A 26,477-nucleotide genomic window follows, 5' to 3' on the forward strand; every position below is an offset into this window, starting at 1 on the left:
TGCAAAGTAACTCTGAAGTTCGATTTAAAATCAATATCAAAATTTGTTGCGTTCATACACCCCTTTTTTTTCATAGTGTATGGAGAATAGACAACATTCAAACGAAGAAGGTGACAAAAAATTTTCAATTTAATCAAAACATTTTGTCTTTTTCATATAGTGTGGAAAACTATACTTCTGATAAGCCCTACCAAGTTTTGAAAACTGTTTTGAAATCTGGCAGTTTATTCCAAACCAAAAGTTTCCTTAAATATCAGTTTTTTTTTCTTGGACTGCCTAAATTAATAATGATTTTGTTTATTTTCGGGACCTAGAGAAGGTATTTATATTTAATGGTAACCTAAGGATTCAAATTTTCTTTGGAGATTGAAAAGTTGAATTTTAAATGTTCTCAAGTGAAATTTTGGTTTAAATTATACTAGAGATTACTAAAACCCCAGTCTTAATGTTAAAAATTGTTACTGAAAAAGAAGAATGGCAAAAAGTAGTTTATGAATGTTCCAACTATGACTTTTATCACACCTATGACTACCACCAAATAAGTAAAAAAAAAAGCGAGGTACCTATCCTGATCGTTTACAAAAACGGAGCTTCTGTTGTGGCAATTCCATTTTTAAAGAAGCCTATTGATAAATCGCAATATTTTGATTTGTCTTCTGTGTATGGATATGCTGGTCCAATATCCAACAATGTTGATGGAACATTTGATAATTCTGATTTTATTCAGCAGTTTAAAACTGCAATGCAAGAGCTAAAGGTTGTTACCATTTTTTCCAGATTACATCCCTTTATCGAGAATCAAAGGACTATAATTCAAGGCCTTGGTGACTTTCCTACGGTTGGAAAAGTAGTTAATATAGACTTGACAAAAACTGTCGAAGAGCAACGTGCCCAATATAGAAAGAGCACAAAGAACAGAACGAATAAATGTAGAAAGCTGTGCACAGTGATCAAGGCTTCATCCCAAAAGTTGATGGACGCCTTTATCGATATTTATTATGAGAGTATGGATCGCTTGTCTGCAGACAAGGACTATTATTTCCCGCGTGATTATTTTTATCGACTCATGGCTTCCGATGATTTTGAATCAGACCTATTGTTAGTTGTCGACAACGAAACTAATACCCCCATAGCGGGCTCCATATTTGTTAAGACTAATAATTTAGTACAGTTTCATTTATCTGGATCTAAAACTTCACATCTGAATATTGCCCCCGCAAACTTGTTTATAGATGAAATGCGTTTGATGGCAACAGAGGAGGGCTATAAAATTTTTAATCTTGGAGGAGGTCTAGGAGGAAAAAAGGATTCATTGTTCGAGTTTAAAGCATCATTTTCTAAAGATTTCAGAGATTTTGAAGTGTGGAAGTACGTCGTAAATAATGAAATATATCATTCTCTCTCCGAAAATAAGCAGGAAGAAATAAAGATAAAGAAAGATTTCTTCCCGGCCTATCGGGTGTAGGGACTCTTAATCTGGTAAAGCTACTTTTACTATGTAAGTTGGCAATTTATTTGTCTTTTTGGGCATGCCATCAAGATGGATTTTAACGGTTTTCGTTTTTGAAAGTAGATTATTTTAGCAATTAGCTGTTAGTGGAGATCTTTTGCTCTATGGAATTGACCACATCTGCGAACTCACTGCACAAAATAGATTTATCATATTTATTTTCGGCCAGTCTTCTGGCATTTTGGCCCATTTTCTCACAACTTTCCGGATTTTCTTTAAGGAACAAAACTTTAGAGCTTAAGTCTTGTGGATTTTTAGGATCTACATATAGACCACATTCATATTGTTCGACTAAGTCTTTGGTCCATCCTGGAGAATTAACAATTATTGGCTTGCCGGCTGATAGGGAATCGAACAATTTATTGGGTGAATTTGTCGCTAAAATCGGAAGGTCGGCAAAGGTAATCAATGATACATCGCATAGATTGACTATTTCGGAAAGCTCTACAAGCCCAAAACCCCCGAGAAAATGTACATTTTCAATGTTATGATTTTTACATTTTTCCTTTAGAACAGGCTCTGTGGCACCACCTCCCATAAAAACAAACTCAATATCCGCATTATTATTTAGATGTTTTATGCCATCAATTATATAATCCATACCATTGGCCAATCCCATGGCTCCAAAATAAACTACCTTAAAGGAATTTTGCTTAAGTCCTAATTTTTGCAAAAGAGTCAAATCTTTATCACGGGACCAAAAAATATCAATTTTGGACATATTTGGTATCATAGAAACTTTTTCTGAAGAAATGTCTCTTTTTATAACCCCTTCCTCCATTCCTGGAGATAATGCAACCACATGAATGGCATTCTTGTAAATGGTCTTTTCGAACCATAGCGCCAATTTAATTGCAAGTTTATTATTTAGACCTCCCATTTGAATAGGCACTTCGGGCCAAAGATCTCTTACTTCAAATAAAAATGGTGTTTTTTTGAACTTTTTTACTACTAGAGCTGGAAAACCAATGGTGAGCGGAGTGGAAGTGGCAATTACCAAGTCCACATCTTTTTCTTTCAGTGCCATTCTTGTAGATCTGATCATAAAATTTATAAAGGATGATAGACGTTTGAAAATGCTCATATATTGACTATAAGGAACTTTTAAATAGATGACATCTATTCCATCAATATTTACCTTTTTTATTTTTTGATCTATTTTACTGCTAGCGCTCAACATGGTCACCTCATGTCCATTTTTGATAAGTTCTTGACTTATCCAATATGATCTAGTTCCAGCGGGCTCACTAGGCGTGTGAAAGTATTGGTGTATATAAAGTATTTTCATTTTTCTATAAAATGGTTTTAAATAGTTTTAAATAAACCTTGGCAATATTTTCCCATGAAAATTCTGAAAAATCTATTTCATCAATTTTGTACCTTGAATAATTTTTAATCAACTTTTCTAAATTTGTAGAAATAGCTGAAATATCACTAGAACTGCACCTTTCTCCCACATTAAAATCAAAAAGACCGTCAATCCCTTCATTTTCTAGATAAAGAATAGGCAATCCTTGTGAAAGGGCTTCAAGATATACCAAACCAAATGTTTCGCCCTTTGAAGGTAACGCAAAAATATGATGACTATTATATATTTTTTTTAGGGTTGCTTTATCATGAATTGCTCCAATGTAGTTAATTGTTGGATGATTTGAACCTGCAAGTTGTTCAACTTTTTTTTGTAAGGCCCCGCTCTCACCAACAATAGTTAAATTACATTGGACACCAGAATGCTGTAAATCAAGAACGGAACGAATTAACTTAACAGCATTTTTTCTTTTTATTAATGTGCCTACATAAAGTATTTTGTTTGGATTTACATCTTTTATTACCGACCTGTTTTCAATCCAAAAGGAATCGATTCCATTGTTTATTACAAGACACTTTGGTTCCAATCTGGATTTGTTTTTTAATATGAGGGGATGATTCAGAAATTTTTCTTTTAGAGCATAACTTATGAAAATAACCTTGGAAGACTCCCTTAAAATTCGTTCAGCAAGAGTTATTAAATCTGGTCTATACTTTAAAAAAGTATCGATATCCGTTGATCTCACCGCTACGATGTAAGGCGTATTGTATTCCTTTTTTAATCTAAGTGCCAATGCCCCATCGCTGAATAAAGTTGTAGCATGGACAATGTCAAAATTGGCCCCATCCAATTTGGTTTTAAGGTTTTTGTAAAGAAATTTGATTTTCTGCCGAAAAAGAATTCTGTGATATTTTTTTAAGAGCTCCGAGGCTACTATCGTACAGTCAAAGCTTTTTTGGTAGTTTTTTAGTTTACCAATCTTGTTACTTCTGAGAGGATAAAAAATGGTCTGTTCAATATCCAGCTTATTTAAGTTTTTGTATAAATTTTCATGGACCTTACTTCCCATGAAGTCGTTACATATATGCAGACATCTCATGAATTTTGTTTTTGAGGGTATAATGTAAAGATGTTATCATTAGTGAACTTGGTAAAATCACCTAAAACAATTGTACTAATTAACAGTATTATTAAAACGTGAAAGCTCTGTTTGAAATAAAATCCCTAAAGGGAAAAAGAATAGAGTCGACATATACAGGGAAGCGGAAAATAAGTACTGGCAAACTCCCTGCAAAAGTAGAATTGATACCCAAATATAGTTTTTATCAACTTTGGGTAATGAAATAGTTTTTTTCAGCCCACTAAAAAGTAAGGGCAAGAAAATTAAAAGGCCCACCACACCCATGGCCATCATTACCTCAAGAATGAAGTTGTGAGGATAATACCCTATTTCAATTCTTCCTCCAACAAAGGGAAAGTTAGAAAACTCATTCCATGCATCCATCCAAAGCTTTTCCCTACCTGTACTTCCGGACTTTAGAGAACCCGCGGACCTTGAAAAAACTTCACTTCCTGTTTTGGCTACGCCCCATAGCAAAAAAGGCACCGAAAATGCTATCAATGCATAAGACTTCATTTTAATCTTACGAGGGGAGGAGTAGACTAAAAAAGCAATACTTATCAACAACGCCAAAACAGAACCTCGAGATGCTCCTAATAGAAACATTACAAAGGATAAGGAAATTGTTACATACATATAAACAGTATACAGTTTATTCTTACTTTGATTATAGAGCAATTCATAGACACATAACATTATTGTAAGCACACTGGCATAAGACAGAGACAAGGGATTTAGTGTTTCCAAACCGGGATTTGAATATCTGGCAAGACTAATCCTTCCTATACCAGACCCCAGAATATCTTTATATAAATATACCGTTGCAATTCCCATCAAAAATCCAGAAAAAATCATTGAACGAATTATGGTTTTTTTATATTTATCAAAAGGGATATATGAAAAAGCAAGGAACGGAAGAATGCAAAAGTTTAGAGCATAGAATATGTATTCCGCCCAACTTAGCCTTAAAGGATGGCCATTACTAAAATGCCAAAGTACTTTTATAAAGTAAAACATCCAAAAACATATAAAAAGGAGGTAAAATATATTACCCTTAAAAACTCTTTTCTTATGAAACCACCAGTAAGCAATGATTATTATCATACCTGCTGTAGTCAACAATCGAATAGGAATGGAAACAAGTCTGGATGCATCTGCGCCTAAAAAAGCTATAGTTAAGGCGATAATTGCGTGAAATCCACTATACATAAAAAAGGATACCAGCGCTAAGCAGTAACTAATAAATTTGTCCATAGTAGTATTGACTGATAAATTGGTATCTCCAATGGAAGTGGTTACAAAAAAAATTAAGAATAAGATTTCCCATATGAATTATCTTCTAGGGTATTACTGCTTTTCAAGTAATTTTTGAGAGAATTTAAAAGGTGTATGTTTTTCAAGGAATTCAGTGAAATTTGGTTGCTTCAATTTAGAATTTTTCGCTTTCAAAACCAGCTCCATTAAATCCTTTGCTGTCACTTTTGGGAGGAGCCATCCAAAATTATGCTTTAAGACTATTTCTTTCAATAAACCCTCTCCAGTTACTATTACGGGTTTACGTGCAGCTATTGCATGACCCAGTATTCCACTGGATGCCTCTGGATTTTTATAGGGTAGCAATACCACGTTGCACTGTTCAAAAAGACTTTTCATAGTTGATGTGGAAACAAACCTATTGTCCCATACTACCGTTACATTTTTATTTGATTTCTTAATCATTTGGATATTGTTATGAATCTCTAGTTCTGTTTTCTTGTCAGTTGCTTTCCCAACTAATAAAAAGACTATATTTTCTTCTGATTTGGGAATAAGCATAGCAGAATTAATAACTTCGAATGTGCCCTTTCGATTACCGAGAGAACCTATATGTAGATACACCTCACTATTTTTTTTAATGCCGTAGTGCTCAAAAATATTGAAGTCTTCATTGGGAACTAATTCAGGAACAGGATCCTGAAGATATTTAAAAATATCCGTTTTAAACTTTGTATTTAAGGACTCCACCGTTTTTTCATCATTAAGTATGAAAATTGAGTCTATCGTGGGATTTTTGACAAATAATTTTGTCGTATAAAATTTTCTAAGGTAAAGTATTTTTTCCCTAAGGGTCTTTTTGCGCATCCGGCTGAATTGTTTGAAAAGAATCCCATTAACCTTATAATTAGGTCTTTTGAAAATCATTGCAAACTGAAAAAAATTAAAGAATAATAGATATACTTGACTGGCCCCAAACCTTGATGAATAACGGTCCATTAGGGCAAACCGTTTTATCGAACCTCTCAAAATTCCGAGGTTGCCTACGTCGTTTAATTCTTTTTCCGAGACAGGACACCATTCAATATGCTTATAATCTTTGGCTTTCAGAAAAATATCATTAAACCTGTCCGCAAATTGGGGATGTACTACAAAAACATTATGAATGTCCGACTTTTCGTTTATAATATAATCTATTAAATGACTTATATATTCAGAATGATGGCCGGTTATTGATATGTCAAAAAAAAGTCTTGTCACTTTATATGTTTTTTGCCGTTAGATTTTGGTGGATCTTACCTTAAAATTTATCAAGATTTAATTATGATTTACTCTTAATCCTTTTACAGGAAATAGGTCCATATCCTAACACGGTCTACTTCCAATAAGTGATAAAATTAAAACTATTGCCATTTTACTACAACCGTTTTTAAAAACCCAGGAAAGATTCCACCTCTACCTAGATTTGGATCATGTTGTTATGAAGTAAACGAATTATATTGTTTAATGGTATGTAAACTTTAGTATTATCGAAGTTTGCAAATAGCCAAATTTTAGCTGGTTTGATGGCGATATACTGTTTTCTTACCGGATTTGAAAATGATTAGTTGGCAAGGCGCACTTTACAAAAGAGCTATTTCCTATTTATCTATGGGAAAAAGGCAAAATATTTCCTCTTTTGAAGATCTATTCGAAATCCTTATTCATAGATTCTACCTTTGTTACGTTTACAATTAACACTAATTAAATTTCATTTTTATTTTTTCGAATATTACAGATTTTAATTTTTTTAAACCATTTCTATCCTTTTCTTCCATTGAAAAATGATATACCATTACCAGAAAAATAATGATATTAACCAAACTAGCTACTAGTTTTGTAATAAACCCACTAATTAAAAAGGACATAACAAAAAAAGAAAGTATATACATCCCAACAGGAAATAAAGTTTTTAGTATAACTATTGACATGTAATCCTTAAAACTAATTACATTTTTGTTTTTAACATAGACAATTCTAAATAGGAAAGTTAGTACTTCAATTAAAATTAAAATAATCAAAACAAAATATATGGGTGACCCCATATTTAATTTGAAAACAATAATTGACAGGGGAATCGCTAAGATTTTTATTAAACTCAAAAAAATAGTATAGTTTTTAATTTTTCCGATAGCATAGACCATTGTTTCCAGTCCTCTGGTAAACTCATTCAAAACAACACAGACCAATAACGTTGAGGCCATGATATTTGTATACTGTGGTATTTCCTTTAACCAAATGGACAGTAAATCATCCATTAAAAAAATAGCCGGTATTGAACACAAGCAGATAACTAACGCCCCATATTTTGTGCCCAGCAAACCTAAACGGATCATAGACTCCCGGTTACTTTTCCCTTCACTCCCAATAATTTGTGGAGAAAGAGCCTGAAAAAGAGAATTTGTGAAGAACTGTGCTTGATTGGAAATCTGATTTCCTATCGAATACGAAGCATTAATTTTGGTTCCCATAAAAGAATTCAATACCAAAGCTATTCCATTGTTCCTAACAAATGAACCTAAAACCGATAACAAATTCCACCCAGCAAACAGGGCTTGTTCCAAAAGTCTTCTTCTATCGAAACCCTTAAGCACTCCAACACCCTTGTATTCGGGGTATTTTTTTCTAACATAGATTTGTAGAATGATTCTATTAAAGAGAAAGGCAAGCATTACGAAAAAACCGTAAGCAACTAATATATCCATGTTGATTTGATCCCCAAAATAGAGCAACCCAAGCACTATTAATAATCTAAGAATGGCTATAAGCAAATCCATTTGGGCAATAAAGAACATATTCTCTTTTGCGTACAATAATGCCATGTACGGAACTGACACAATATTAAACATGGATGCCAGTATGGCCAATTGCAAAAGAATATTGGCGGCTCTCATTCTGTCGTCTTCTACATTTAAAATATTGTTTACGTAGTAAACTCCAGCAGTCTCCAAAAGGATAAGTAAGAATAGGGCCAGACCTAAATGAATAATTATGCTGTTTGCGAATACTTTTCTAATTTCATTTAAATCACCAGAACCAATACAATAAGATAAAAATCGTTGTGTGGCCTGAGCCAAAGCAGTATTAAAAAAAGCGATCATCGCCACAATTCCACCAATAACACTATATAATCCGAAATCTTCAACACCAAGAACTTCGAGGGTTATCCTTGTCGTATAAAACGAAAGGAAAATCGTAATGAAAAAACGTAAATAAGTAATACTTGCATTAAAAATTATTCTATGGGATTTTTGCATTAGAATGTTTTTCAGAAGTAACTTGAACGTTCATTTTCGATTATTCCTGATAACTTAGGACGGCCCGGATTGGGAATTGTACCAGTCGTTTAATCTTTTTACACCCTCTTTCAAATGGATTTTATACTCCCAACCTAAACCACGAAGTTTACTTATATCGGTTAGTTTCTTTTTGGTGCCATCTGGCTTATTGGTATTGAAAAAGAAATCACCTTTAAAACCTACTTCTTCTTTGATCAAATTGGCTAAATCTCGAATAGAAATGTCTTCTCCAGTACCGATATTAATGTGAGTATTGCGTATTTCTTTCTCCCCATCTGGATAAAAATCCGCAAAGTTTCTATTCTCCATTAAGAATACACAAGCATCTGCCATGTCCTCTGACCATAAGAATTCTCGCCGTGGTGTTCCTGTACCCCAAACGCCAATAGATACCCCATTCGAATCCTTTTTTATTCCTAGGTCTTCAAAAATAGCCAGGATACTATCTTTGTCTTGGTTTCCGTTTACTCCTTTTATAGGCAAATTGTTTAAATCTTCTCTAATTATCTGCCAATTGTCATCTTCTAGTGCTTTTCCTAAATTAACCTTTCGCAATAAAGCAGGTAATACATGGGACTTTTCTAAATCAAAATTATCATTGGGACCATAAAGGTTAGTAGGCATCGCGGAAATAAAGTTGGTTCCATATTGCAAATTATAGCTCTCACACATCTTTATCCCGGTTATTTTCGCTAATGCATAGGGCTCATTAGTATACTCCAGAGTATTCGAAAGCAAGTGCTCTTCTTTCATAGGTTGGGGGCAATCTTTGGGATATATGCATGTGCTACCTAAGAACAACAATTTTTTCACACCATTTAAATAGCTTTGATGAATAACATTATTTTGAATCATTACGTTATCATAAATGAATTCTGCCCTATAAGTATTATTCGCCAAAATACCTCCAACCTTTGCAGCCGCCAAGAATACATAATCTGGTTTTTCTTGCATGAAAAAATCGGAAACAGCAATAGTGTCAACCAAGTCCAATTCCTTGTGGGTTCGGGTTAACAGATTATCGTATCCCTTTTCTTTAAGGTTTTTTAAAATAGCACTTCCTACCAGTCCTCTGTGACCTGCCACATAAATTTTTGAATGTTTATACATGGTCAAGTCATTCAAAATAGTTCATAATACGATACCCTCCATCCTTAACATGTTGTTCCTTCTGCATAAGCTTAATATCGCTTAACATCATGTCCTTGACTAGACTTTGCAAATCGTATTCTGGTCTCCATCCTAATTTGGAATTGGCCTTGCTGGGGTCACCAATTAACAGATCTACCTCTGTTGGTCTAAAATATCGTGGGTCCACAGAAACAATTTCCTTTCCTACCGGCACTTGATATTCAGCATTGGAACAGAATTTCACATAACCTTTCTCATCCGCCCCAGTACCCTTGAACTCCAATTCAATACCCACCTCGTTAAAGCTCATTCTAACAAAATCACGCACTGTGGTCGTTTTGCCTGTGGCAATAACCCAGTCTTCAGGTTCATCAGCTTGGAGTATCATCCACATCATTCGTACATAATCTTTTGCATGTCCCCAATCTCTTTGGGCATCTAAATTCCCCAAGTATACCTTGTCTTGTAGGCCTAAGGCAATTCTTGATGCAGCTCTTGTAATTTTGCGTGTAACAAAAGTTTCCCCACGTATAGGTGATTCATGATTGAATAAAATGCCATTACATGCAAACATATCATATGCTTCACGATAGTTAACGGTTATCCAATAGGCGTACATTTTTGCCACTGCGTAGGGGCTACGTGGATAAAAGGGCGTAGTTTCCGATTGGGGTACCTCCTGAACCTTTCCATAGAGTTCAGAAGTAGAGGCCTGATAGATTCGGGTCTTTTTTTCTAAACCTAAAAGTCTAACGGCGTCCAATACCCTAAGAGTACCTATACCATCTGCATTGGCAGTATATTCTGGTGTTTCGAAAGATACATGTACATGGCTCATAGCTGCCAAGTTATAAATTTCATCCGGCTGTATATCCTTAATTAATCTAATAAGGTTCGTACTGTCCGTCATATCTCCATAATGTAGGTGCAAATGCCTATTCTCTACATGAGGGTCCTCATATAGATGATCAATACGATCGGTGTTAAAAAGTGAGGACCTTCGTTTTAAGCCGTGTACTTGGTAACCTTTTTTTAATAGAAATTCAGTTAGGTAGGCTCCATCTTGTCCCGTTATTCCAGTTATTAGAGCTTTTTTCATGTTTTAGAGTTTACGCTTATCCGGCAAATATCATATTTTAAAGTTTAGAACCAACAAATTTGACTTCAAATAGTAATTTATTTCGATGATGGGAGTATTTTTTACCCAAATCAAATAATACCCAATTCAATTGGAAGAAAATTTTTGAAAGAAATCGTTTGATTTGAAAATGGAAATTTACCCAAGTATTAATGAACTCCCAGTAAAAAAAATATGACCTTTTTGATGTAAATAACAATAGAAATTTCTACCATCCCTGCCAATTATGAGGTGTGTATAATTAAGACAGATTTAGTAACAAAAAGATGGATATCCTAAATACTTATTTCTTACCTGCTTGGAAAGAGGAATAATGAACCCTTATGTGAGTCTTTTGATATCAATTAATCCTATCTGTATGACCTAGAGGTTTTTTCGCATGGGTAAAGGATTAAAAAACTAACAACATATGGTCGTCAAGCTTTAAAGATACTGTAGTACCTTAAACTTTTAATTTGCCAGCAGGTTTTCATTTTTACCAAGGAAGACTAAACTTACACAAATTGTTATTAACAAGAACATACTCTGTAGAATTTGAAAATCATAAATCTTCAAAATAGATTTTGCCTACTAATTAATTTTGTGTTTTTGACTATACATTGAAAGATGGTAATTCATTATTTCTGAGTAAGCTATTTAATCAAGTTTGCTTTAAAAAGAAAAGCCCGTATTATTTAGTTGTGACCCCTCTTCACTAAAATCCAAAGAAACACCGTTGTTTCCAGACGCATTGGTCCTCAATTCAGAAATATTTGTAAAGCCGCAATTAACTAGTTCTGTTCCTCTGTTAGGTCTATCAACCACAAATAAGCTTGGAATATTATTAAATGAGCACTCATCAAAGGTATTATCATATGCCCCGTAGGTATTTATAGAACTTTTGAACCAACCGAGGAAATGAATTCCCCCCCTCCCGTTTTTATCGGTTCCGCTGACCGTACATCTTTTAAAAAAATTGTCACGTCCAGCGTTCAAATCCGCCGTTTGTATATCACTTGGGGTGGGTAGACTGTAAAAAATAATTCCGGAAGAATCCACCACATCGCAGTCGTAAAAATTGTTGTGATGTGCGCCATCACGAACAAGGATGCCGCCATCTAAGTTCTTTCCATTTATGTCACAGTTATAGAAATTGTTATCTGTTGTGCCATTACGAGAGACCTCTAAAGTAGTATTTACGATGGTACAATCGTAGAAATTGTTGTTGTTTGCTTCATATTTAGCAATCAATCCGTGCCCTGGATGCGCTAGGTCACCCACTCGCTCTACATGTATATTACGTACTTCGTTATTATTAGAGCCTTTGAGCAATAGATAATAATAGTCACAAGGATTTATGTCGTTATCAATATAAATCCTGTTATAGGAATGAATGCCGTTACTGGCACCTTGAAACGTATAGCCCTGTGCTCCGACGTTTGCTACGTAACAGTTTTTAATTGTACAAAAATCCCCATTTGATCTTATACCATATCCTTCGTATGGGCTTTTGGTCACATCATGTCGTGCTGGATTTTGGTTTGGGTCAAAGTTTCCCATATCTACGGAAATAATGTTGTCAATAACACAATTATTTCCAGAAAAACTGAGTCCATATTCGTAATACCTGATTTGGATGTTGGATATTTCGATATAAGCTTTATTACTATTGATACCAGTTCCTAAATATTCACCACTCCCTCGATTTCCTTGAATTAGTGGCATAGCAGAGGAATCTATGGCATCCCCATATTCAAAAGTAGAGCCTTGGTTAGCCAGAATGTCACCTGGAGTGTTGGAATATCCAATAAACTTTATTGGACTTGAAGAAGTTCCAGAATTTCCAACGGACAGGTTTACACTTCCATAATTACCGGACTTGATATGAATAACATCTCCTGCTTTAGCCGATTTAAAGGCATGTACAATATTCCAAGATGAGGCCTCTGACTTCCCATTATTTCCACTGTTACCGTTTACGGTTACATAATATACATTTGCTCCACTGATAGGGGCACGATTTCCACTGCCAAGAGTAACATTTCCAGTTTCGGTGGTCACCGTACCGTCCTCTTCAACTACTTCCGTGGTATATGTAAATGTGTCGGAGATATTATTATCGGCTTCAGGGACATTCGTATCTTCGGTAGAGTCCGTTGTTTCATTGGTCTCATCAGGTGTATAGGTAATAGTGTTATCCTCATTCACGGCAACCTCACCATTTTCTGGATCAGAAGTCTCAATAATCTCTACAGAATCGTCTTCATCAAATTGATCGTTTTCCAGAACATCCAAAGTTATGCTATTACTGGATGAATAGGAATAAAAATCATCTACAACAAATCGTCGCAATTCTAATCCTTCACTGGCATCTGCCAAAACATAATCAGAAAGTAAATCGGAATCCTTGGAACAGGAAACTCCTAAAATTAAACAAATAATAAGTGCAAACACCTTAAGTGGGGAGTAAGTGTTTAAATTCATGATAAATGTAGGTTAAGTATTATTATGATTACCTATTTTGGATTTTAAAACTATTTAAAAATTTTATTGTATGGATGAAAACCACAATATTTTCGATGAACTGCAAAATTTTACATCTTTATCTTTACGCATCAAGATTGTGTTTGGATGTTTATCGACCATTTAATCGATGAACGGCGCATTTCTTTAACATACGCACAAATCCATTATCTTTTTCTTAACAATTATCTTGAACTACAAGGATGTTACGCTAATGGTTAAAGAATAGCTTATGTACTTACTTAACTGTTTCTGCATTTGTGAACTCTTTCTAATTTTTTAGAATTTTGGAAGGAGTATAGAGAGTAATTAGAAGCATTTTCAAACTCCAACAACTAACTTGATTTACAAGAAGAGTGCTGTATTTAGTAAGATGAAATGGATGAGTTAAGTTAATAGAATTTGGGTTCAGGTTTTCGTTTTCAATGGAGTGTTTTTAGTATTGGTTCAAGTGAAATATTGGGTTGATCTTGCAGGGGTAATTATTTTGATACTTTGAACTTAAAAACTATAACCTTGCATCCACGGGTTCTTCCAAAATCCCTTTTACATCATATATTACTCCATTTTCGTTTAATAAGCTCCTTAAGCCCATACCCAAAAATTCTTTATGGGCTACGGTTAAAACAATGGAATCAAATTTTTCGTTCGCCAGCTCTTTATACATTTCCAGTCCATATTCTTGTCTTACCTCCGCCGGTGAAGCCCAGGGATCACAAATTAATACATGCGCTCCGTAGCTTTCCAGGTTTCGAACAACGTCAACAGCCTTGCTATTTCGTACATCTGGACAGTTTTCTTTGAAGGTAATGCCCAAAACCAATATTTTTGAGCCCTTTACTTTAATATCATTTTGGACCATAAGCTTTACCACTTCCGTTGCTATATATTTGCCCATAGTATCATTCATTCTACGTCCGGCTAGGATTATTTCGGGGTGATAGCCGTACTCTTGCGCTTTTTGCGCCAAATAATAAGGGTCTACTCCAATGCAGTGCCCGCCAACCAAACCTGGTTTAAAAGGTAGGAAATTCCATTTTGTGCTAGCGGCTTCGAGGACGTCATGGGTGTCAATTTGCATAAGGTTAAAAATCTTGGCCAGTTCATTTACAAAGGCAATATTAATATCCCGTTGTGCATTCTCAATAACCTTGGCCGCTTCAGCTACCTTAATACTTGGTGCCCTATGAGTACCGGCCGTAATTATGGAGGCATAGAGTTCATCAATTTCTTGGGCCACTTTTGGGGTGGATCCAGAGGTAACTTTTACTATCTTCTCTACAGTATGCTTTTTGTCTCCAGGATTAATACGCTCTGGGGAATATCCAACAAAAAAATCCATATTAAATTTAAGCCCGCTGGCTTTTTGGATTACAGGTACACATTCCTCTTCGGTAACACCTGGGTATACCGTAGATTCATAAACGATAATATCACCTTTTTTTAGTATTTCTCCTATGGTTTTACTAGCCTTAAGTAACGCAGTCAGTACCGGTCTATTTGTTTCGTCAATTGGAGTTGGAACAGTAACTATATAGATTTTACAATTTGACAAGTCATTGATGCTATTGGTGCAATAAAGTCCTTTTTGATTGTCCAGTGTACTTTTCAGAACCGACTGAAGCCCATCATCGTTTACTTCAAATGTACTATCATGGCCAGACCTTAGTTCCAAAATCCTTTCTCTATCAATATCAAAGCCAACTACAGCGTACTTAGTGGCAAATAGTTGGGCTAATGGAAGTCCAACATATCCTAATCCTACTATTGCGATTTCTTTTTTCATTTTAATTGGTGTCGTCTTTGCTTGGTTTCAAGTTTTCCCAATACCAGGCTACGGCTTCTCTTAGCCCATCTTTAATGTCATATTTGGGGTTATACCCCAAAAGCCTTTTTGCTTTCTCTATAGAAGCTAAGGAATGGGGAACATCGCCTTGTCTGCCCGGACCATATTGAGCGTTTATGGTGCAAATCCTTGAATCAAATTCACTTAAATAATCTTTCAAAAGCCTTAGCAATTCATTTAAGTCCGTGCGCTTACCATAGGCCACGTTATAAACTGTACCGATAGCCGCAGGATTATTGATGACCATACTTCTCAGATTAGCTTCTATCACGTTATCAATATAGGTAAAATCCCTAGAATAACTTCCATCACCATTGATGACAGGAGATTCATATCGCATCAGTTGTATTACAAATTTCGGTATGACCGCAGCGTAGGCTCCATTGGGATTTTGTTTGCGCCCAAAGACATTGAAATAGCGAAGACCAATAGTCTCCAGTCCGTAGGTTTTCCCAAAAACATCCGCATAGAGTTCATTTACATATTTGGTAATAGCGTATGGAGATAGCGGCTTGCCAATCAGCTCTTCCCTTTTCGGTAGGGATTCCGAATCACCGTAAGTGGACGAACTTGCCGCATAGATAAAACGTTTGATTTTATTGTCCCTTGCTGCCACTAGCATATTTAAAAACCCGGATACATTCACTTCGTTGGTCGTTATTGGATCATGAATTGATCGTGGGACCGATCCAAGTGCGGCCTGGTGCAGAACATAGTCCATTCCTTTACATGCTTCATGACATTTTTTCAAATCGCGGATATCGCCTTCTAAAAATTGAAAATTGGGATGGGGTAGTAAATATTCAATATTTTTTCGCAGACCAGTGGCAAAATTGTCTAGACATCTTACCCGATTACCATTTTTGATGAGGACTTCACAAAGATTGGATCCTATAAAGCCGGCACCCCCGGTCACTAGTATACTAAGTTTAGATTCAAGATTTGAAGTGTCCACTTTCATTCGGGTAAATATTTGAGTTCATTTTGGAAAGCTAATTTTAAATTACCGTAAAGTAAAGCAAAAGGTCATTACAAAGAACAATATTGACCGTACGATCGACATAAAAGCAAAGCGTATTATGTGCACATCTCACATGTGCCGGCGAATTTCTTGATTAAAGAAAATATGAATTTTTAAAACGAAATGGATGCGAAATGAAATAGGGTTAAGATGGCAAAAATCAAAAAATGCCCCTTTTCAAATCTTGTAATACTGTCTGTACCAGTTCACAAAGTGTGCTATCCCTTTTTGTATAGAGGTATTGGGTCTATAGCCATAATCCTTGACCAGATCATCTACATTGGCCCATGTTTTAGGTACGTCCCCAGGTTGCATGGGCAACATTTCCTTTAGGGCCGTTTTTCCCAAACTTTGCTCAAGAGCTTGGATGAAATCCATCAATTTAACAGACTGGCTATTTCCTATGTTATAAACTTTATAAAGCTCGTTGGTTTGATTTCGACTTCCGATGGGCGATTCTATGATTCGTACTACCCCTTCCACTATATCATCTATATAAGTGAAATCCCGCTCCATTTTTCCTTGGTTGAAAACTTTTATGGGCTTGCCCTTCATTATGGCATCAGTAAAAAGAAATAACGCCATATCTGGTCTGCCCCAAGGCCCATAAACTGTGAAAAAACGAAGTCCTGTAGTTGAAAATCCAAATAAATGACTGTAAGTGTGGGCCATCAATTCATTACTTTTCTTTGTGGCTGCATAAAGACTTATCGGATTGTCAACAAAGTCTGTAGTTTTGAAGGGGACACGGTCACTAGTACCATAAACACTTGAACTACTGGCGTAAACCAGATGTTCTACGTGATGGTTCCTGCAATTTTCTAGAATATTAAGGAACCCTACAATATTACTATCCACATAAGCCTCGGGGTTTTCAAGACTATACCTCACTCCCGCCTGGGCAGCCAAGTTGCAAACCACATCAAATTTTTCAGATTCAAAAAGACGTGGCAGTAGTTTTCGATTTTCCAGTTCCAAGCGAATAAATGAAAATAAGGGATAGTTCTCACTTTCTAATAGTTGGACCCTTTGGTCTACCTTATTCGCGTCAATTCCCAATTGAAGCAATCTATCATACTTCAGGTGAACATCGTAGTAATCATTAATGTTATCCAGCCCTATAACCTCGTGGCCCATTTCCAAGAGCTTTTTGGATACGGAATAACCGATGAAGCCCGCGGCACCGGTTACCAAGACTTTCATGATTGCCCTATTTTATAGTATTTGAAGCCTATCTCCTTCATTTTTTTGGAATCTAACAATCTTCTTCCATCAAAAACAAAGGCGGGTTTTAACATAGCATCGAAAATCTTTTCCCAATCATAGTCCTTAAACTCATCCCACTCCGTCAGGATAGCAATGGCATGTGCATCTTTACTAGCTTCAATAGGATCTTTAATTACTTTTAACAAACGTCTATTTTCTGAAGGTTCACGCGTGTTCAGATAGTCGAGGTCACTGTAGATCTGCTTCTCGGAAACCTTGGGGTCGTACACAAAAATCTCGGCCTTTTCTTCCAATAAGGCATCTGCTACATATATGGCTGCGGACTCCCGGGTATCGTTGGTGTCCTTTTTAAAGGCCCAGCCATAAAATAAGATTTTTTTTCCAGAAACAGTATTATATAAGGTCGTTACAATATTATCGGCAAAGCGCCTTTTTTGATAATCATTTATCAAAATGACTTGATTCCAATAATCCGCCACCTCGTTTAGTCCATAGCTCCGGGCTATATAAACAAGGTTAAGGATATCTTTTTGAAAACATGAGCCGCCAAATCCTACTGAAGACTGCAAAAACTTAGGCCCAATCCTGCTATCAAAACCTATGGCTCTGGCCACCTCTTGAACGTTCGCATCAGTAGTTTCGCATAAGGCGGATACCGAATTAATAGAAGACACACGTTGCGCAAGGAACGCATTGGCCACGAGCTTGGATAACTCAGAGGACCAGACATTGGTCTGCAGAATTCTATCTTTTGGCAACCAATGCTCGTAAATGGCGCTTAAAGCGTCTTTGGCTATTTGACCGGAAGAGGTTTCATCTCCTCCTATAAGGACCCGGTCTGCATTCAGCAAATCATTGATCGCAGTACCTTCTGCTAGAAATTCTGGATTGGAAAGAATTTCAAAGTTTACTTCATTGCCGGTATTTTGAAGTATATTTTTAATTGCTTGGGCTGTTCGAACGGGTAAGGTTGATTTTTCAACAACGATTTTGTCATCTTTGGCTACCCGAGCAATATTTCTGGCGCAGAGCTCTATATATTTCAAATCGGCAGCTTGTCCTTTCCCTTTGCCATAGGTTTTTGTAGGAGTATTTACTGAAATAAATATCATTTGGGCCTTGTCTATAGCTTTGTCAATCTCTGTAGAAAAGAAGAGATTTTTACCCCTACTTTGAGCAACTATTTCCTTTAGGCCAGGTTCGTATATAGGTAGGTCGTCCAAATTAGCTTGGTTCCATTGATCAATTCGTTCTTGATTAATGTCCACCACGGTTACGTTAATCTCAGGGCATTTATGAGCAATGACGGACATTGTCGGCCCCCCAACGTATCCCGCTCCTATACAGCAAATTTCAGTAATTTTTTTCATGGATGTTTATAACTTTTGAGTGCAAAGATTAGTAAATAACTCTATATTCAATAATATATTATCGATGAATAGTATTTTTTATGGGTGCGATGAAAAAGTCTACGGATTAAGTTCTAAACTACTTGGCCTTTGATCATAAAAAAGTCGTTTAGCCGATGTTTTTCAATTTTTAAACGAATTAAACCCCATTTTTAATTGAATAAATGAAACTATAGTTACTTTTGATCTTGCAATTATTAGTGAACTTTAACCTATATCTATTCTGTGGAAACATTAACTAAAATTTGGCTTTCTTCTCCGCATATCGGAAGTGGAGAGCAATACTATGTCGATGAGGCCTTCAGAACCAATTGGATAGCCCCTCTAGGTCCAAACGTTTCTGGTTTTGAGAAAGACTTGGAATCTTACCTCCAGGAGGGAGTGCATGCTGCCGCCTTGAGTTCCGGAACCGCAGCAATTCATCTTGGTCTTAAACTATTAGGTGTTGGAAAGGGTGACGAAGTTTTATGTCAGAGCTTTACATTTTCGGCATCTGCCAATCCAATTACTTATTTGGGTGCCAAACCGATATTTGTTGACAGCGAGAAGGATACATGGAATATAAGCCCGGAACTTTTGGAAGAGGCAATTGTGGAAAGAATACAAAAAGGTACAAAACCTAAGGCCATAGTGGCGGTGCATTTATACGGAATGCCGTATAAAGTTGATGAAATAGAATCCTTGGCTAAAAAGTACCAGATTCCAGTTTTGGAAGATAGTGCAGAGGCTTTGGGAAGTAAGTACGGCAATAGCCGTTGCGGAACATTTGGTGATATATCCATTTTGTCTTTTAATGGTAATAAGATAATAACGACTTCAGGAGGAGGTGCCCTTATATCTAAAAATAAGAAGTTTAGGGATAAAGCGATTTTCTTGGCTACTCAAGCCAGAGATAATGCAGTACATTATCAACATTCCGAGATAGGGCATAACTATCGTATGAGTAATGTGTTGGCAGGAATCGGTCGAGGACAAATGCAGGTTTTGGAAGAAAGGGTACACGCACGCAGGCGAAATTTTGATTATTATTTCGAGGCACTAGAGGATTTGGACGAGATATCCTTTCTCAAAGAACCCAGTGGAATGTTCTCCAACAGATGGTTGAGTTGTGTACTTACCCCCTCATATAATGTCCGTGAAAAAATTCGTTTGGCCTTGGAAAATGAGAATATAGAATCCAGACCACTCTGGAAACCGATGCATTTGCAACCGGTTTTCAAAGCAGAACCTAGCTTTACCGATGGTACTTCCGAGAATCTTTTTCAAAAAGGCCTTTGCCTTCCTAGTGGTTCCAATCTGTCTTTTGAAGATTTGGAGCGAACGGTAGAAATAATAAAACTAGCCCTAAAATGATACAAAATTACCTTAGTAGTACGGTTGAAAGATATGCTTCCAAATGGTTGGTGCTGGGGATTGACATAGCCATTGTCGCTATTTCCTTTGTACTATCTTATTTGATTCGATTTAATCTCACCTTTGATTTTGATGTTGACCAATTGTTTTTACAGTTACCTTGGGTATCCCTAATTGCGTTATTTTCGTTTTTGACCGTCGGCTCCTATAAAGGAGTAGTTAGGCATACCGGAGTACGCGATGTTTACAACATTTTCAATGCAATTTGCTTGGCTAGTATTTTGTCTATTTTTTTGGTCCTGGCAAATAGGCAATTACAATTTGCGGAAAACTTTACTATTCCGTTATCCATCATTATCATAAATAGCTTGATTAGTTTTATAGCATTGGTTTCTTCTAGATACATCTTTAAAACTATGTATCAGAACTTAATTAGTCAAAGCAGCTTCAACTCTACAAAGAACATTTTAATATATGGTGCAGGTGAATCGGGAATTCTCACCCATGGTGCCATTACCAATCACTCTAAAAGCAATGTAAAGGTCATTGGTTACGTAGATAGGGATAAGAAAAAGATTGGTAAGTTAATTAATGGAGTCCATGTATATAGTCCTCAATCGCTTACGGAAGATTTTATTCGAAAGAAAGGAGTCTCTGAAGTTATTTTTTGTATTCAAAATATTGACCATAAGAGATTAAAAAAATTAGTAGAAGGATTGGTGGATTTTTCCGTGCTGGTCAAGATAGTTCCCCCGGTAGAAGATTGGATCAATGGAGAATTGAAAGCTTCTCAAATAAAAAAGGTCCAGATTGAAGATTTATTGAATAGGGCACCAATTGATATCACAAACTCCAAGATAAGGGAAGAAGTTGAGGGTAAAGTGATATTTGTTACTGGTGGAGCGGGGTCCATAGGTAGCGAAATAGTGAGACAAATATGTAACTACAATTGTAGGTCTCTGGTAATAATTGATCAGGCGGAATCCGCACTTTATGATTTACAACAGGAATTGATACAAAAAGGGTATCATAATTTTATTCCCTTAGTAGGAGATGTAAGGGATAAAAATAGGATGAATAGTATTTTTCAAGAACACCAGCCTGACATGGTTTTTCATGCTGCGGCCTATAAACATGTGCCTTTGATGGAATATAATTCCTATGAAGCTATAAAAATAAACATAGCGGGCACAAAAACCATTGCTGACCTTGCCATAAATCACAAAGTAGAAAAATTTGTTTTAATATCTACTGACAAAGCGGTAAACCCAACCAATGTTATGGGAGCAAGTAAGCGAATTGCTGAGATTTATTCCAGTTGTATGCAACAAGAAGGTAAGACCAAATTTATTACCACACGCTTTGGAAATGTTTTGGGTTCTAATGGTTCAGTAATCCCTTTGTTCAGAAAGCAAATTGAAAATGGAGGTCCGATAACCCTTACTCATAAAGAGATTACGCGATACTTTATGACTATTCCCGAAGCCTCACAGCTCGTTTTGGAAGCGGGGGCTATGGGTAAAGGTGGTGAAATCTTTATTTTTGATATGGGCGAATCCGTGAAAATTTACGATTTAGCGAAGAATATGATCAAATTATCAGGATTGAGTTATCCTGAGGATATTGATATAAAAGTAACGGGATTGAGGCCTGGTGAAAAGCTATATGAGGAATTATTGGCCAATGGTGAGAATACACTACCTACCTATCACAAGAAAATCAAAATAAGCAAAGTTCGGGAATTGGATTATGTAGATTTAAGGTCAAAAATCGATGAGCTTTGCATTACCAATATGTTCTTCAGTAAAAATACGGTTAAACTTATGAAAAGTATTGTTCCTGAATATATCTCTAAGAACTCTAAGCTTTGCGAATTGGATGATAATGAGATTTCGAAAACTGGGGATAAAACGGTTTTAAAGGTTGTACAATCGAGGTAATGTTCAGGAAAATCTTAAATTTGAATCTTCAAAACCAATAATTCAACATGTTAAAGACAGTAATTAGTTTTCCAAAGTCCTTATTTTTTATTTCACTTGTATTCTTAGTGTGTTCGTGTGCTTCCAGGAAGGATGTTGTGTATTTTCAAGATACAGGCGATTTTGAAACTTTGGTTAATAATACCAGCTTTGTTACAAAATTCAAGGTAGATGATTTGGTTTCCATACATGTATCTTCCCTAAACCCCGAAGCAAGTGCCCCCTTTAACCTTTTTAGGGGTGAAGCTGAAGGCGGTTTTCGTGCTGAACAAGTGGATTATTTGGTTGATCAGGCAGGTGAAATAGATTTTCCCGTAATCGGGAAACTTAAAATAGAAGGTCTCTCTCCAGATGAATTGAGAGTACTTTTACGTGATCGACTATCTGAATACTTAAAGGACCCAATTATAAATATTAGGCTACGTAACTTTACCGTTACTGTTTTAGGGGCGGTTAATGTGCCCGGAACATATCCCGTGAATGGTGAGCAAGTCACTATTTTGGAAGCTCTTGGTTTTGCAGGTGATCTAACCATTCGAGGGAGAAGAGACAATGTTTTGGTCATAAGAGACTTTAACGGCACCAAGGTTTATACACGGGTGGATCTTACTTCCAAGGACATGATAAAGTCCCCGGTATATTATTTAACGCAAAACGATGTGGTTTATGTAGAACTAAATAGTTCTGGTATAAAGGAGACCTCTCTAGATGCTCGCGCCAACTTGTATGTTTCCATTATATCTGTTTTGATAACCGCAACTGCAATTTTCCTTACTAGAAATTAGAATAAAACCAAGACATCTCTGAAAATATGGGTTCAACGGAATTCTCAAAAGGGGGTATAGACTTTAAATTGCTTTTTAGTCCCTATTTAAGAAATTGGAAATGGTTTGTAATTTGTGCAATTGCGGCAATTTTTTTGGCGTTTCTATACTTAAGGTATGCTACTCCCAAGTATGCGATAAGAGCCAAAATCCAAATTTTGGATGACGAGTCTACATCTTCCGAAATAGATGTCTTTCAAGACTTGCAAATGTTTACCGGAAAAGGTGGACAAATACTGGATGAAATCGAAGTTTTGGGCTCACGTTCCAATATGATTCGAATGGTCAAAGAATTGGGGTTGAATAAAAAAATCATTGCCCTTGGAAATGTACGTGACTCTGATGTTTACGTTGACCCTCCCTTTAAAATTAATTTTCTGGCCGCGGATTCCGTAGTACATGGCTCCAAAGAAGAATTTCAAATTACGTTGGCTTCAGATACTACTTTTGAATATGCCCTAGAAGCTGACAGTCCGGTAAAAGTGTTTTCTTTTGGTAAAAGATTTTCATCGCCTGTGGGCGATATTATTATTACCCCAAATGTTCTGAATTTGAAATCTTACAAAGGGAAAAAATATAAAGTGGCAATGGCCCCTTTAGCCGAGGTCGCAGAAATTTATCAAAAGGATATAATGATTTCTGTGGCAGATGAGAATTCAAACATTATTTCTATATCCCTGAATGAGGCCATTAAGGCTAGGGGTAGGGATATTATCAATACCCTAGTAGAAAATTATAATCAAAATGCAGTTGATGATAAAAAGGCAATTGCAGATAGGACTTCCAGTTTCATTAATGATCGGATTGCTGATATTTATGGAGATTTATCCACAGTTGACCAAAGCGCCGAGGATTTTAAGTCTGGCAGGGGAATTGCTGATATTACTACTCAAACAAATGTGAACGTAAACATTGGTGCCGCTAATCATCAGGAATTGCAAAATGCTTCCGTGCAATTGGATATTGCCTCTTCAATGAAGGATATTGTTGAGAACGAGCAGGGATATGAACTACTTCCGGCCAATGTCGGTCTGGCAGATGCCTCTATTGCTGCGACTACTGCAAGATATAATGAATTGGCCCTTGAGCGAAAACGACTTTTGGAAAGCTCTAACGAAAAAAATCCCATTATTGTAAATTTGGATCAGCAGCTTGATGGCCTCAAGCGTAGTATGCGATCCAGTCTCAATAGTATGACCAATAATCTTGGTCTCCAGGTCAATAGCTTGAGTGGTCAATTATCAAGAATAAATTCAAGAATATATTCGGCGCCAAAAAATGAACGCGCCTTAAGAGACATTACGCGACAGCAAGAAACAACAGAATCCCTTTATCTTTATTTATTACAAAAACGAGAAGAGTCTCAAATTACATTTGCATCAGCGTCTCCTAAATCCAAAATTATTGACAATGCCTATGCAGTAAGTGAAGAGCCGGTTTCCCCGAAGACGCCGGTAGTGTTAATGGCCTCACTTATTCTTGGGTTTCTGGTTCCATTTTCTGTTATTTATAGCAAGGATTTACTGGATAACAAGGTTCACAACAAAGTAAGTTTGGAAAAGTTGACAGGTAAGATTCCCGTTTTGGCGGAATTGCCTAAAATTTTAAAAAAGGAAAACACTCTGGTCAAAACCAACGAACGAACGGTGTTGGCAGAATCTCTACGAATTTTGAGGACCAATTTGGACTATGTATTAAAATCAAAAAAAAGTAGCGGTTTAGATACCAAAGGCAATACCATATTTGTAACTTCTAGTGTGCCCGGAGAGGGAAAAACATTGGTAGCGTCCAATTTGGCAATGATTTATGCCAATTCAAATAAGAGAGTATTGCTTATTGGCGCGGATATTCGTAACCCTAAGATTTATCAGTTTTATTCCGGCAAAAATGTTGACAAACTAGGTCGGTCTGTTCGGAATACTAAAAATCTTGGATTAACCGATTTTCTGGTTAACGAGAAATTGGAGCCCAAAGATATTATTTCTCCCATGTTGGCTCATGAACAGTCTGTAGATGTTGTCTATTCAGGTAGGATTCCACCCAATCCTGCGGAATTATTGATGAGTGAAAGAATAAAGGATTTATTTGCGTATGCCAAAGGCAACTACGATTATATAATCGTAGATACAGCACCGGTTATGGTTGTTTCGGATACCCTTTTAATTAGTACAAACGCCGATCAAACATTATACGTAACCAGAGCTGGAATGACCGAGCTCAGGGTGATTGAATTCCCATTAAAAATGGAGGAAGAGGGAAAGTTAAAAGGACTGTCCTTTATTGTAAACGGGGTTAAAGATTCCAATTTGGGCTATGGGGGGAAATATGGTTACGGCTATGGAAAAAGCGTTAAAAAATGGTGGAAATTCTAAAAAAAATATTGAATCGTTCTTTCCATTACGGGTAAAACCATTTCCAAGGTTTTTTTGGTAATCTTAATTTCTTTCAAAGCCTTGATATGATTCATATGATGCACATCCGAACCTAAGAAATCTACCTGTCCATTACCTAAAATTTTCAGGGCAGTTTTTTTTACTTCCAGGCCGTAAAAATCACCTAACGAAAGCAAATTTAACTGAAAGAGTACTCCTTCTTTTTTATAATCCGCGTATCGCTTGTTCTGGGAAAAAAGAAAAACATAACGTTCGGGATGTGCCAGAATTGGAAAAAAACCGCTAGACTTAACGCGATCAATGGCAGTTTCAAAATTAATGGAAGGCTGTAAATACGACATTTCTATCAATAAATACTCGCGTTTTAGGGGTATTACCTCTTTTTTCTCAAGCAACGCCTCAAAATTCGAATCGATCATGTGCTCGGCCGCGGCTTCTATTAAAATGTCATCAATACCTTGTTCTAGTAATTCCTCCTCTAACTTGGTTAGTGATTTAGAAATGGTCTCTGAATTATTAGGATAGTAATCCTGCATGATATGTGGAGTCGCGATGAAATGTTTCATTCCTAAATTGGAGAATTCCTTTATCAGTTCAATCGATTCTTCAGTAGTTTTCGCACCATCGTCAATTCCAGGTAAAATATGGTTGTGAATATCAACAAAACCTTCTAGATGGTCGACAAGAAAATTCTTTTTTGCAAAAAAAGTGAACATGGCATTGGGTTTGGGAAAATTGTACTTCTACTAGTTGGACACACTTTTAATAATTTCTTAACGAAACTTTATATAATATCAAAAATTAGGGTACGGGAATTCTGGATATTAAAATGAAATCCTTTGTTTTGGAAAACCCGAGCGAATGATTTTCATTTCGTGACCTAGTTGATACAATAAGTATTCACCAAAGTTACGCTAAAAACTCTATTAACCTCACTTCTTTTAAAAAGTTAAGATGTAGCTTTTAGACTACTTATTTCGATAAAAGTACCATCACCCAACGAAACTAATTTGGTCAGTGTTAAATGTTATGATTACATTTCGAAATAGTAAATGGCATATTCATACTTTATACAATTGGATGTATGCTTAAATTAATTACAAATTAAGTTATCGTAATGAAT

At 36.2% G+C, this 26,477-nt stretch carries 18 protein-coding genes; 5 read left to right on the top strand and 13 right to left on the bottom strand.

From position 1 onward, the window contains the following. Positions 1–445: 445 nt before the first annotated feature. Positions 446–1,465, top strand: a complete 1,020-nt coding sequence (locus D7Z94_RS24520; protein WP_120714289.1) for a GNAT family N-acetyltransferase — start codon at positions 446–448, stop codon at positions 1,463–1,465. 121 nt (positions 1,466–1,586) lie between these two features. Here the strand turns inward: D7Z94_RS24520 and D7Z94_RS24525 are convergent, their stop codons facing one another. The 12 genes from D7Z94_RS24525 to D7Z94_RS24580 form a co-directional block, all read right to left on the bottom strand. Further along, positions 1,587–2,798, bottom strand: a complete 1,212-nt coding sequence (locus D7Z94_RS24525; RefSeq protein ID WP_120714290.1) for a glycosyltransferase family 4 protein — start codon at positions 2,796–2,798, stop codon at positions 1,587–1,589. 4 nt (positions 2,799–2,802) lie between these two features. Beyond that, a complete protein-coding gene (locus D7Z94_RS24530; RefSeq protein ID WP_120714291.1) occupies positions 2,803–3,918 on the bottom strand; it encodes a glycosyltransferase family 4 protein in 1,116 nt (371 codons plus the stop codon). 75 nt (positions 3,919–3,993) lie between these two features. Continuing rightward, entirely contained in the window at positions 3,994–5,193 is a 1,200-nt protein-coding gene (locus D7Z94_RS24535) for an O-antigen ligase family protein (protein ID WP_120714292.1), read from the bottom strand. Positions 5,194–5,286: 93 nt separating this feature from the next. Then, a complete protein-coding gene (locus D7Z94_RS24540) occupies positions 5,287–6,453 on the bottom strand; it encodes a glycosyltransferase (RefSeq protein WP_120714293.1) in 1,167 nt (388 codons plus the stop codon). A 479-nt stretch (positions 6,454–6,932) separates the two neighbouring features. Continuing rightward, the gene (locus D7Z94_RS24545) at positions 6,933–8,489 is read right to left on the bottom strand and encodes an MATE family efflux transporter (protein WP_120714294.1); all 1,557 of its coding nucleotides are present in this window, start codon (positions 8,487–8,489) and stop codon (positions 6,933–6,935) included. Between the two features lie 54 nt (positions 8,490–8,543). Continuing rightward, entirely contained in the window at positions 8,544–9,641 is a 1,098-nt protein-coding gene (locus D7Z94_RS24550; protein WP_120714295.1) for a GDP-L-fucose synthase family protein, read from the bottom strand. Positions 9,642–9,648: 7 nt separating this feature from the next. Continuing rightward, positions 9,649–10,761 carry a GDP-mannose 4,6-dehydratase gene (gene gmd / locus D7Z94_RS24555; RefSeq protein ID WP_120714296.1) on the bottom strand — a complete coding sequence of 371 codons (1,113 nt, stop codon included), beginning with the start codon at positions 10,759–10,761 and terminating at the stop codon, positions 9,649–9,651. A gap of 690 nt (positions 10,762–11,451) precedes the next feature. Then, positions 11,452–13,263, bottom strand: coding sequence for a right-handed parallel beta-helix repeat-containing protein (locus tag D7Z94_RS24560; protein ID WP_120714297.1), 1,812 nt, complete (start codon positions 13,261–13,263; stop codon positions 11,452–11,454). Positions 13,264–13,810: 547 nt separating this feature from the next. After that, positions 13,811–15,088, bottom strand: coding sequence for a nucleotide sugar dehydrogenase (locus D7Z94_RS24565; RefSeq protein WP_120714298.1), 1,278 nt, complete (start codon positions 15,086–15,088; stop codon positions 13,811–13,813). 1 nt (position 15,089) lies between these two features. Continuing rightward, positions 15,090–16,109 (bottom strand): SDR family oxidoreductase, encoded by a 1,020-nt coding sequence (locus D7Z94_RS24570; RefSeq protein ID WP_120714299.1) that lies wholly within the window; start codon positions 16,107–16,109, stop codon positions 15,090–15,092. 237 nt (positions 16,110–16,346) lie between these two features. Further along, positions 16,347–17,372, bottom strand: coding sequence for an NAD-dependent epimerase (locus D7Z94_RS24575; protein ID WP_120714300.1), 1,026 nt, complete (start codon positions 17,370–17,372; stop codon positions 16,347–16,349). Then, complete coding sequence (locus D7Z94_RS24580; protein WP_120714301.1) at positions 17,369–18,766, bottom strand: nucleotide sugar dehydrogenase; 1,398 nt, start codon at positions 18,764–18,766, stop codon at positions 17,369–17,371. Before D7Z94_RS24580 ends, D7Z94_RS24575 begins: the two co-directional genes overlap by 4 nt. A 264-nt stretch (positions 18,767–19,030) precedes the next feature. On the opposite strand from D7Z94_RS24580, the gene D7Z94_RS24585 reads away from it, so the two are divergent. The 4 genes from D7Z94_RS24585 to D7Z94_RS24600 are packed head-to-tail and all read left to right on the top strand — an operon-like array spanning position 19,031 to position 25,333. Then, positions 19,031–20,158 (top strand): DegT/DnrJ/EryC1/StrS family aminotransferase, encoded by a 1,128-nt coding sequence (locus D7Z94_RS24585; protein ID WP_120714302.1) that lies wholly within the window; start codon positions 19,031–19,033, stop codon positions 20,156–20,158. Further along, a complete protein-coding gene (locus tag D7Z94_RS24590) occupies positions 20,155–22,098 on the top strand; it encodes a polysaccharide biosynthesis protein (protein ID WP_120714303.1) in 1,944 nt (647 codons plus the stop codon). The genes D7Z94_RS24585 and D7Z94_RS24590 overlap by 4 nt, the downstream gene beginning before the upstream one ends. A 47-nt stretch (positions 22,099–22,145) precedes the next feature. Beyond that, positions 22,146–22,922 (top strand): polysaccharide biosynthesis/export family protein, encoded by a 777-nt coding sequence (locus tag D7Z94_RS24595; protein ID WP_120714304.1) that lies wholly within the window; start codon positions 22,146–22,148, stop codon positions 22,920–22,922. Positions 22,923–22,948: 26 nt separating this feature from the next. Then, the gene (locus D7Z94_RS24600; protein ID WP_120714305.1) at positions 22,949–25,333 is read left to right on the top strand and encodes a GumC family protein; all 2,385 of its coding nucleotides are present in this window, start codon (positions 22,949–22,951) and stop codon (positions 25,331–25,333) included. Here D7Z94_RS24600 and D7Z94_RS24605 read toward each other — a convergent pair. Continuing rightward, the gene (locus D7Z94_RS24605) at positions 25,330–26,070 is read right to left on the bottom strand and encodes a tyrosine-protein phosphatase (RefSeq protein WP_120714306.1); all 741 of its coding nucleotides are present in this window, start codon (positions 26,068–26,070) and stop codon (positions 25,330–25,332) included. The genes D7Z94_RS24600 and D7Z94_RS24605 overlap by 4 nt on opposite strands. Positions 26,071–26,477: the final 407 nt, after the last annotated feature.

Origin of the sequence: Ulvibacterium marinum (assembly GCF_003626755.1) — a bacterium.
Taxonomy (GTDB): domain Bacteria; phylum Bacteroidota; class Bacteroidia; order Flavobacteriales; family Flavobacteriaceae; genus Ulvibacterium; species Ulvibacterium marinum.